This window comes from Priestia sp. SIMBA_032, from assembly GCF_046535215.1.
Taxonomy (GTDB): domain Bacteria; phylum Bacillota; class Bacilli; order Bacillales; family Bacillaceae_H; genus Priestia; species Priestia aryabhattai.
The window spans coordinates 306,042-316,570 of the sequence record NZ_JAWRXD010000006.1 but is presented as its reverse complement, the minus strand read 5'-3'; the positions used below and the strand labels follow the sequence as shown (position 1 = coordinate 316,570).

Below are 10,529 nucleotides of genomic sequence, written 5' to 3'. Positions count from 1 at the left end.
AGTTCGCTCGACTTGCATGTATTAGGCACGCCGCCAGCGTTCATCCTGAGCCAGGATCAAACTCTCCGAAGAAATGTTTGACTTGCTCAATTTAAAAAATAAAAATTAACGTTGACGTTTGTCGCTTTGTTCAGTTTTCAAAGTTCAACCGCCGCTCTTAAGCGACTTTACTATCATAACAAGTTGCAACCTAGTTGTCAACAAGTTTTTTTATTTGTTTATCACTTCGATGTTTGCTTCAGCAGTTCATCTTAGCGACATTTAATAATATACCATGCCTTCTTTTATTGTGCAATAGTTTTTCGATATATTTTTAAAAACTATTTTCTTGTACACGAAACGTTAGCCAATTAATAGATACTAGCATATCTAGATCCAAACTAGCATAATGTCTATTAAATCATTATCCGCCAAGGAGGCGTTCACTTGGATACCTTAATTGCAGCTGCACTCTATTTGTCCTTTTGTATGTCTATTCTCTTAATTTCACTTGCTTATTGGGAATCAATTCAAATGTCTAATAAAGAAGGCAAAGTCAACGGCCTTTCATTTATTTCACTTTCAACATTCAGCATGATTTTTTGTTTGTTTACTTCATATTTTTATACCATTCTTTATTAACATGATGTTACGTTGTCTTCTTATAATAAGGAGACATTTCTTTATTTTATTACAATATTTGCATTCGGTATACTTACTTATTGAAATCAATACGATAAATTTAGTCCCCCCCTTCTTCATACGTGCGGTGGACAGTGAAGGAATTTGTCGAATGATTTTTTGGAACACTTTCTTTAAATTTGATAAACTACTTTTAGAAAACGCTTTCATATATACTTTAACATTATTCAAGGAGGAACCCAAATGAAACCATTGCTTGAATTAACGGTTGGAGAACTTTTAAAAGAAAGTACAAAAAAGTTTGGGCATCAAGAAGCGGTTATCTACTCTGAACAAAATATTCGCTATACGTACGCAGAGTTTTATCAAGAAACCTCTCGAGTTGCAAAGGCACTTCTAGCTACCGGTCTCAAAAAAGGCAATCATATCGCTATCTGGGCTACCAATGTGCCAGAATGGTTGCTTCTGCAATTCGCAGCCGCTAGAATAGGCGCTGTTTTAGTTACCCTTAATACAAGCTACCAGTCCTCTGAATTAGAGTATGTATTGAGTCATTCTGATACAGCAGCGCTATTTTTCATTGATGAATTTAAAAGCACTTCTTATACGTCTATTATCACCGGCATTGAGCATAATCTTCCCAAACTAAAACATCTTATAAACTTAAGTGGATCAAGCGAACATACTTCTTGGAACGAGTTCTTAATGAGTAGCTCAATGGTATCGGATGAGATTCTCGATAAGTATGAGCAATCCTTACATATCCATGAAGTTATCAATATGCAATATACTTCCGGAACAACAGGTTTTCCAAAAGGAGTTATGCTAAGTCACCATAATATAGTAAACAACGGCTTTTTAGTTGCTCAGTCTATGAAACTGACTAACGAAGACCGCCTATGCATCCCAGTTCCTTTCTTTCATTGTTTTGGATGTGTGCTGGGCGTTCTAGCATGCGTATCCGTAGGTGCTACTATGCTACCGATTATTGAATTTCAGCCTTCCTCTGTTTTACGCACCGTAGAGAAAGAAAAATGTACAGCTCTTCACGGTGTACCAACTATGTTTATTGCGGAATTAAATGCACTTGAGTTTAATCAATATGATTTATCTACTCTTCGCACAGGAATCATGGCTGGTTCTAATTGTCCAGCAGAAGTAATGAAGCGAGTCATACATGACATGGGTATCAACGAAATTACCATCGCCTATGGTCAAACCGAAACATCTCCCGTAATCACCCAAACAACCCCAACTGATTCGATCGAGCGGCGAGTACAAACGGTTGGCAAAGTGCATGATCATGTACAGATCCAAATTATTAATCCAGTTACAGGTAAACAAGCTTCTTTCGGAGAACAAGGAGAACTTTGTGCAAAAGGATATTTAACAATGAAAGGATATTACAAAATGCCGGAAGAAACAGAAAAAACAATTGTAGAAGGCTGGCTACATACAGGAGATTTGGCTACCATCGATAAAGATGGCTATGTGAAAATTACAGGACGCCTAAAAGATATGATTATTAGAGGCGGAGAAAATATTTACCCAAGAGAAATTGAAGAGTTTTTATATAGAATACCCGAGGTAGAAGATGTGCAAATTGTCGGTATTCCTGATCCAAAGTATGGAGAACGAGTTGCTGCATGCATTAAACTCAAGCAACATTCTTTTCTTACCGCTCAAGAAATCAAAGACTTTTGCAAAGGTAAGCTTGCTCGTTTCAAAATTCCCGAACATATTTATTTTATAGACGACTTTCCCATGACGGCATCCGGCAAGATTCAAAAATATAAATTAAAAGAAAAGATCGTAGCACTTTATAAATAATCAGATTTTTTCGAATTCCACCTGTCATTATGAAGAAAAGTTTACTATACTGATACATATCTGTTTTTCTTCCTTCATACAGATATAAACAACAATGTCTATTGAAATAGGTGAAAATAATGGAAAATGAAATGTTGCTCAAATTAGGTATTTCTGCTGTACTTGGTCTTATTATTGGAATTGAAAGGGAACTAAAACGAAAGCCTGTTGGTTTAAAAACATCTCTCGTAATTTCCATTATTAGCTGTTTACTCACGATTGTTTCGATTGAGTCTTCTCAAATTTTTAATAAAGGTGACCATATCACAATGGACCCGCTTCGTCTGGCTGCTCAAATTGTTTCCGGAATTGGTTTTTTAGGAGCGGGTGTCATTTTACGAAAAGAAAATGACAGCATCTCCGGGCTTACAACAGCGGCTATTATCTGGGGAGCAGCAGGTATAGGCATTGCTGTAGGTGCAGGGTTTTATCCTGAAGCTATTACCGGAGTTGTACTGCTCATCATCAGCGTTGAACTTCTTCCTTTCCTTATTACTATTCTAGGGCCTAGGCAACTGCGCGAGAAAGAGCTTATTCTTCAACTCAAGCTGGCTGATAAGCACAATATTTTTGATACAACTAACAGCATTAGAGAAAAGAATATTACGATAAAAAATATTCGAATCAAAGATTTAGACACCAATGAATTATATATACGTATGAAAGTCTCAGTTAATAATCAGCGTCCTACTACAGAAGTGTATTACGAGATTCAAAAAATCAGCGGTATTCGTAGCATTGAAGTTGAAAATGTATAAATAAAAAACGGCCAATTGGCCGTTTTTTTATTTATATTTTTCAATCTGTTGTAAAAATTCCCTCTGTTTTACTAGAGACAGCCGGTATTGATCATCGATAATTTCTGTTAATAACTCATGTTTACGGCTCTTTGATACATTCAATCTGTGGATAAGAACTCTACATTCATACAAAAACTGTGTATACTGTGTGTAACTCTCATCATAAATTGAAGATAATTCTTCTTTAATTCGTTTTGTCAACAAAGGACTAGCGCCATCTGTGGATATTGCTAGCGATAATCTCCCTCTAGAAAACTGTGCAGGAATTTGAATATTTCCATCAGAAAAACTGCTGGCCATATTAACCAACTGATCATTTTTAATATGCTGCTTAACAAACTTATTCACAGCTTGATCATTTGTAGCTACAACAATAAAAAAAACATTAAGTAAGTCTTCTTCTCCTACTTTTTTTCTTTTTACACGTAGCTGATTTTTAGCTTCCCACTCATTTATTTCGGCTGAAACAGTTGGAGCAACCACTGTAATGGCTGCTCCTTCTTGTAAAAAACCTTTAATTCTACGAGTTGCGATTGTTCCGCCTCCCACTACTAAGACCGAACGATCCTTTAAATCAAGCATAACGGTATACATCGTATTGATTTCCTTTGCTCGATAATAACGTTTTTACTTGATGACTTAAAATGTGTGCAAGTCCATCATGATAACCTAGGTAGTTGGCTAAGATAAACTGCCGGTCATCTGTTGATAACTGCTCCAATTCTTCCTTAATTTCGTTCATTAAAATACCGGTAAACAAAAGGTAAGGAAGAACGAATACTTGCTTATACGAAGTTTGTTTAGCAAGGTGCAGGCCTTCTTTTAAATTAGGAGCAGCGGCAGCTAAATAGCATGTGCTGACTTCTTTAAAAGCTCCTTTACCTTTTAGCAATTGAGCTATTTCGTTAAAATCTTTTTTTACAGCAGGATCACTGCTTCCTCTGCCGACCAGCAATACCATCGAATCTTCATGCTTATCCACGTTGGTTTCATTGATTCTCTCTACTAAGATATCAACAATTCGTTCGTCTACGCCGAACGGTTCTCCGTACAGCACTTCTACCTGTGGATAGCGTTCATATACTTTGTGTATTTCTTCAGGTATATCATGCTTTGCATGCGCAGCTGTTAATAACAGCAGCGGCACAATTGCAATACGAGTAGCACCTTGTTCAATACACGCTTCAAATCCTTGTTCAATAGTAGGGTAAGCTAGTTCTAGGAAACAAACTTCTTGAATCGGTACATCTAGATTTTTTTTACACCTTTCAATAAAAGCAACTGCCTGATCAGCGCCTTCTTTTACGCGGCTGCCATGGCAAACATATAAAACTGCATCCATATAATCAACCTCTTTAGTAAGCTTCTTGTGCATACGAATAGTAATGCTGTCCAGTCTTCTCAAACCAATTCAATCGGTCATGAAAATTTACAACTTCACCAACGATAATCATACTGGGATTTTCAATTTGTTCTTCTTTAACAATATCAACAATTGTACCAAGAGTTCCAGTTACAGTGCGCTGGTCCTCACATGTGCCCCAGTGAATCAATGCAATTGGCGTAGCTGAGGTTTTTCCATGTTTCATTAACTGTTGACAAATGTACGGTAAGTTCCTCACTCCCATATAAATGGCAAGAGTATCTACACCTTTGGCTAGGCTGTCCCATTTGATTGCATCATGCTCGCTGTCTTTACGGTGCCCTGCTACAAAAGCAAAGCTTGCGCTGTATTCCCGGTGAGTGACAGGGATTCCTGCATAAGCAGCGGCTGCGATACCTGATGTAATTCCTGGAACAATTTCAAATGAAATGCCTTGTTGCACGAGAGCTTCTGCTTCTTCCCCTCCGCGTCCGAAAACAAAGGGATCTCCGCCTTTTAAGCGCGTTACAATTTTCCCTTTTTTAGCGAATTTCACTAAAAAGTTATTGATTGTTTCTTGCTTGAGGGTATGATAATTTGGAAGCTTTCCGCAGTAAATAATATCAGCATCACTTTTAGCATACTCCAGCAGGTCCTTATTCACTAAACGATCATATAAGATAACATCTGCTTGCTGAATTGCTTTCAACCCTTTTAATGTAATTAAATCTGGATCTCCTGGTCCTGCACCGACTAGATATACTTTCCCCATGAATGCCTTTCACCCTTCCATCATTTCCACGTCTCCGCAGCGCTCCCACATTTTAATTTGAATTAGAACAGCGGACAAAGTCCGCTGTCATTTAGATGAATTTTCGGTTAGCTAAATATTCAATCACAGTTTGTACACATTCTTCTACAGACTGTGTGCTTGTATTAATTGTTACTTCAGGATTAGCCGGTGACTCATACGGAGAATCAATTCCTGTAAAATCACGGATCTCTCCGCTTCTTGCTTTTTTGTAAAGGCCTTTTGGATCTCTTTTTTCACATTCTTCTAACGGACACTCCACGTATACTTCCAAAAATTCATTCCCCTCTAAGATCTCACGCACTTGAGCGCGGTCTTCTTGGAATGGAGAGATAAATGCTGTTAGTACCACTTGACCGCTGTCTACGAACAGCTTAGAAACCTCACCGATACGGCGAATATTTTCTGTACGATCTTCAGCAGAAAACCCTAGATTCTTATTTAAGCCAAAACGAACATTGTCACCATCTAATACATAATTGCGAATATTTTTATCAAAAAGCGCTTTTGCCACTGCGTTTGCCACGGTAGATTTACCTGAACCAGAAAGACCGGTAAACCATAATACAAAACTGTGATGATTGTTTTGCTCGCGTCTTTCCTCTTTTGTAATTCCAGCATCATGCCACGTAATGTTTGTTGATTTGCTCACTTCAACCGCTCCTTATTTTGAAGATACTTTTTGGTTTGCTAATCCTTTAATTAACACTTCAATTACTTCTTTACGGCTGAATGTGCTTGGTGGCACTTCTCCGTTACGAAGCATTTCACGTACCTTTGTTCCAGATAGAATCATATGATCTTCCTTGCTGTGAGGGCATGTTTTCGTTGATGCCATCGCTTCACACTTCTTGCAGTAGAAGCTGTGTTCAAAGAATAAAGGTGTAATTCCTAATTCATCTGCTGTAAAGTTACTGAAGATTTTTTGTGCGTCATATGTTCCATAGTAGTCACCAACACCAGCATGGTCACGGCCTACAATGAAATGTGTGCATCCAAAGTTTTTTCGAACCATTGCATGGAAAATAGCTTCTCTAGGTCCAGCATAGCGCATTGCAGCAGGGAAAACTGCCAAAGCTACACGATCGCTAGGATAATAGTTCTCTAAAAGTACTTCATAACTTTCCATACGGATATCTGCTGGGATATCATCTGACTTTGTTTCTCCTACAAGTGGATTTAAGAACAGGCCGTCTACAATTTCTAATGCTGTTTTTTGAATATATTCGTGCGCACGGTGAACAGGGTTACGAGTTTGGAATCCAACAACCGTTTTCCAACCGCGTTCTTCAAATGCTGCTCTTGTTTCAGTTGGATCTAGGTAATACTTTTCAAAACGCGTTTTAGGTGTACGTTCTACAAGTACGATTGGACCTGCTACGTATACATTTGGGCGTTCCATCATTTTTTTCACGCCAGGATGAGCAAGTTCTGCCGTGCGGTACACATTTTCCGCTTCTTTTTCTTTATTTGGTGTATATACCTCAGAGACTTCTAGAACACCATACGTTACGCCGCTTTGAACTAGTTTTACTTTGTCGCCAATGTTTAATTCTTTAGCTTGCTCTTCTGTTACGGGAAGAGTAATAGGAATACTCCATACAGTTCCATCTGCTAGACGCATATTTTCAACAACGGATTGATAATCTTTTTCTCCTAAAAACCCTGTAATTGGGCTGTAAGCACCAATTCCAATTAGTTCTAAATCACTTAGAGCCATGTTGTCTACTTCAATTTCTTTTGTTAGTGACGTGTAGTCATATGTTGGTTGATATAAATTAATTAATTCTCCACCGTGTGCTTGAATTGTTGTCATTTTGTAAAATCCTCCTTAAGTAATTAACACAATATAATAAAAAGCACTTGAATCACGCAGTCATTTTTTCTTTTTCCGACTGCAAGCTTGCTCTTTTTCTTCTAGTCGTCCTAGCTAAGCTTAGAACACCTGCTGTGGCAATGCAGCCACTAGCTAGCACCACAAATGAATATAAGTCGCTTTCAAGTACTAATTTCACAAGAACATATGAGATTACGAGTGAAAACACAGGGGATACCACCCAAACCTTTAACATTTGAATGACCACTTCGCGCTGTTCTTTCGTAAATCCCGTTTTCGCTGCTCCTATTCCAATAATAGAAGACGTAGTGACCTGTGTAAGCGGTACAGGCAAACCAAAAAGTGAAGCTGCTGTAACAAGAGAAGCACCAGTACCCGAGATAATACAACCTTCTCCTACAGAATAGCGAGTAATTTTTTTTCCGTTTGTTTCAATAACTCGGCCTCCTAATAAAAGAGCTCCAAGCGCCACAGCCAATCCTCCTGCTATGACACCCGTTGTAGCATCCATTAATCCAGCTCCTACTAGAGGACCGACAGCATTTGCCACGTTATTCATTCCAGCTGAGAAGGCTTCAAAGAATCCCGTCGCTATAACTAAAATCGTTAAAACTCTTTTCCACTTTCCCTCTGCTTCCTTTTTATGGGCTCTGCGTTTTATCACTTTTCCAATCAAAAAAGCAATGACAAATGAAACCAGCGGAACAATCATCCAAAAAGACATTACAACTAAAAGTTTTTCCACATACAGAGATTGATAAGCTACTCCTACCCCAACAACTGAGCCAACCGTTACTTCACTTGTTGATAGAGGGATACCAATTAAATTCGCGAAAAAGAGTGACAGCGTTGCAGCAGCCAGAATGATAATAACTAATTCTACTGACAGCAATTTTTCAGGTATGATACCTGAACTGATGGTTCTTACCACCTCACCGCCTCCGATGATGGCTCCGAGCACAATACCTACAGCACAGATGAAAAGGGCTACTCTTCGCTTTTTAATCGCACCGGAGCCGTATGAAACGCCCATAGCAGCTGCTGCACCGCTTGCCCCAATATTCATTGCAAAAAAAAGCGCAATGATAAAGGCAACATATAAAAGCATCATTTATTCAGCTCTTTCGTATTTAAGATTCGTGTAATCCGCATTCAACTTTTTGTGTACCTGCCCATCTTCCTGAACGTAAATCGTCTACATTGTAGGCAGGTGCGGTACAGGGCTCACAGCCGATACTTGGGTAGCCTTGATCATGAAGTTTGTTATATGGTAAATCATGCTTATACACATAGCGCCAAACTTCTTTCCAAGACCAATGAATTAACGGGCAGACTTTCACTTTCTTGAATTTCTCATCTTTATTAAAATAATTCGTGTTGGCACGGGATTCAGACTGCTCGCGTCTCAAACCAGAAATCCACGCATCATAAGGAGCAAGAGATTCCCTTAACGGGATGATTTTTCGAATTTGACAGCATAGGTTAGGCTGACTCTTCCAAAGCTCATCTCCATGTTTTTCGGCTTGTTCTGCAAGCGTTAAATCCGGTTTTTTCATATGAATACGCAAATCAGGAAAGCGTTCTTTAATTGCATCAATTACTTCATATGTTTCTTTAAAATGAACGCCCGTATCTAAAAAGACAATTTCAGCATCTTTTTTCACTTTTGAAATTAAATCAATTAACACGATTCCTTCAATACCAAAGCTTGATGCATAAATAATTGAATCTCCATAGGTATCATACGCCCACTGCAATGCTGAAAGGGCTCCTTTTGTTTCATCTTCACTATCGAACTCTGGAAATGTATCACTCCAGTTTTCGTACGTATATAAGTCTGCCATTTTCTTCACTCCAATTCTTAGTTATCCGCGTTATCCAATAAAAAAAGACGGTTTTACCCACTAGAATTGGATAAAACCGCCTCTAGTGTGTCTAGTCAGCGAAACTATTTAATTCTTACTTTGCTTCCACGTGCTCAAAGATTTGTTTTAAGTCGGGGGTTACAGTCATTAATGTCCCTCCTTAAATTATCGCTTGCGCTATATCAAAATAAAAAGTCTTCCATATTGAAAGACTGGGTAGGCAATAAATTTTCACCTTATCTTTCAAAATGATCCACACTTTGCTGGAATTAGCACCTTGCTAAGCAGGTTGCCGGGGTTCAGCGGGCCAGATCCCTCCACCACTCTTGATAAGCATTTTTTAAAAATTTTAGCATATTTAGAATATTTGTCAACATTAAAAATCATATATCCGATAAGAAAACTATACTTTAAATTCACAGAAATATCTATACTTTTATTTAAAACAACATATGTAAATTTAAACCAAATGTGAACATATCAGTTTATAAAACGCTTTCTTTTTTCTCCAACTTTTTATATTCTCTTGCTAAATAAAACGCAAAACCTCCCTATAAAATTAATAAGGGATTTATAAGCTTTACGGATAATTCACCCACATTAGCACACATTACAGATAACACTGACTGACAGATAGGAGCTATATAAGATGGAGAGACAACCCTTTCAATTAGACGATACAATTAAAAATAATGTGCGAACATATTTACAGCAGATTTCAACTGAAGCCTCTAATTTAATTAAACATTTAGACACGAGTGATCATTGTATCCTATGTGATTTTGAGGAGATGAGAAGGTTATTTCAAGATGTTCAAGCTACGGCCGCCTCTTATTACTTGCGTCATTACTTATCGCCTTATACATTTGAATATGCTGCTCTGTCCTTAGCTATTCATAACCTTTCTGAGAAACGTCACGGCGCTTTAATTGTCATTGAACGGGAACAAAATGTAGACCCTCTTATTCAAAAAGGAATGCCTATTCAAGCTCCTGTCAGCGCTACGCTAGTTGAGACACTGTTCTATCCAGGGACACCCTTACATGACGGAGCCGTCCTAATTAGAAATAATCAGCTTATTTCAGCTGCTAATGTTTTACCTCTCTCGTCTATTATTTCAACGAACAAAAAATTGGGAACACGTCACCGTGCAGCCATTGGAATGTCAGAAAAGTCGGATGCATTAATTTTAGTTGTATCCGAAGAAACAGGTAAAATTTCGTTTGCTCTTGATGGAAGCCTCTACCCTATTCACTCCAGCAAAAATATGATTTAAGAGCCCTTTCCTGACAAGCAGCCCTATCTTGACTTCTCTACCCTTTCTCTTTAATATATTTCATAGTTTTTACATACTATAGATACG

11 protein-coding genes, 1 rRNA gene and 1 riboswitch are annotated in these 10,529 nt (G+C 38.1%); of the genes, 4 read left to right on the top strand and 8 right to left on the bottom strand.

The genetic code is table 11. The features are described 5' to 3' along the window. Positions 1-72, bottom strand: a 16S ribosomal RNA gene (locus SB717_RS20920); the annotation flags it as partial. A 354-nt stretch (positions 73-426) separates the two neighbouring features. Here SB717_RS20920 and SB717_RS20915 point away from each other — a divergent pair. The 3 genes from SB717_RS20915 to SB717_RS20905 all read left to right on the top strand — a co-directional run bounded on the left by SB717_RS20915 (position 427) and on the right by SB717_RS20905 (position 3,248). Beyond that, positions 427-621: a hypothetical protein gene (locus tag SB717_RS20915; protein ID WP_013059575.1), complete on the top strand. Its 195-nt coding sequence runs from the start codon at positions 427-429 to the stop codon at positions 619-621. 243 nt (positions 622-864) lie between these two features. Further along, positions 865-2,451, top strand: a complete 1,587-nt coding sequence (locus SB717_RS20910; RefSeq protein ID WP_410904585.1) for an AMP-binding protein — start codon at positions 865-867, stop codon at positions 2,449-2,451. 119 nt (positions 2,452-2,570) lie between these two features. Further along, on the top strand, positions 2,571-3,248 hold the full coding sequence (locus SB717_RS20905) for an MgtC/SapB family protein (protein ID WP_013059577.1): 678 nt from the start codon (positions 2,571-2,573) through the stop codon (positions 3,246-3,248). 27 nt (positions 3,249-3,275) lie between these two features. Here SB717_RS20905 and SB717_RS20900 read toward each other — a convergent pair whose 3' ends face one another. The 7 genes from SB717_RS20900 to SB717_RS20870 all read right to left on the bottom strand — a co-directional run bounded on the left by SB717_RS20900 (position 3,276) and on the right by SB717_RS20870 (position 9,145). Then, positions 3,276-3,884 (bottom strand): NAD(P)-binding protein, encoded by a 609-nt coding sequence (locus SB717_RS20900; protein ID WP_074681606.1) that lies wholly within the window; start codon positions 3,882-3,884, stop codon positions 3,276-3,278. Continuing rightward, positions 3,865-4,632, bottom strand: a complete 768-nt coding sequence (locus SB717_RS20895) for a sirohydrochlorin chelatase (protein WP_234483846.1) — start codon at positions 4,630-4,632, stop codon at positions 3,865-3,867. The genes SB717_RS20900 and SB717_RS20895 overlap by 20 nt, the downstream gene beginning before the upstream one ends. A 13-nt stretch (positions 4,633-4,645) precedes the next feature. Next, positions 4,646-5,425, bottom strand: a complete 780-nt coding sequence (gene cobA, locus SB717_RS20890; RefSeq protein ID WP_098621272.1) for a uroporphyrinogen-III C-methyltransferase — start codon at positions 5,423-5,425, stop codon at positions 4,646-4,648. A gap of 91 nt (positions 5,426-5,516) precedes the next feature. Next, positions 5,517-6,116: an adenylyl-sulfate kinase gene (gene cysC, locus SB717_RS20885; RefSeq protein ID WP_045291553.1), complete on the bottom strand. Its 600-nt coding sequence runs from the start codon at positions 6,114-6,116 to the stop codon at positions 5,517-5,519. Between the two features lie 12 nt (positions 6,117-6,128). Then, complete coding sequence (gene sat, locus SB717_RS20880) at positions 6,129-7,280, bottom strand: sulfate adenylyltransferase (protein ID WP_074681612.1); 1,152 nt, start codon at positions 7,278-7,280, stop codon at positions 6,129-6,131. Between the two features lie 52 nt (positions 7,281-7,332). Further along, positions 7,333-8,412 (bottom strand): sulfate permease, encoded by a 1,080-nt coding sequence (cysP, locus tag SB717_RS20875; protein ID WP_410904584.1) that lies wholly within the window; start codon positions 8,410-8,412, stop codon positions 7,333-7,335. A gap of 19 nt (positions 8,413-8,431) precedes the next feature. Continuing rightward, the gene (locus SB717_RS20870) at positions 8,432-9,145 is read right to left on the bottom strand and encodes a phosphoadenylyl-sulfate reductase (protein WP_025752724.1); all 714 of its coding nucleotides are present in this window, start codon (positions 9,143-9,145) and stop codon (positions 8,432-8,434) included. A 254-nt stretch (positions 9,146-9,399) separates the two neighbouring features. Further along, positions 9,400-9,502: riboswitch (SAM riboswitch) on the bottom strand. Between the two features lie 313 nt (positions 9,503-9,815). On the opposite strand from SB717_RS20870, the gene cdaS reads away from it, so the two are divergent. Next, positions 9,816-10,442 (top strand): sporulation-specific diadenylate cyclase CdaS, encoded by a 627-nt coding sequence (gene cdaS, locus SB717_RS20865; RefSeq protein ID WP_028412605.1) that lies wholly within the window; start codon positions 9,816-9,818, stop codon positions 10,440-10,442. Positions 10,443-10,529: the final 87 nt, after the last annotated feature.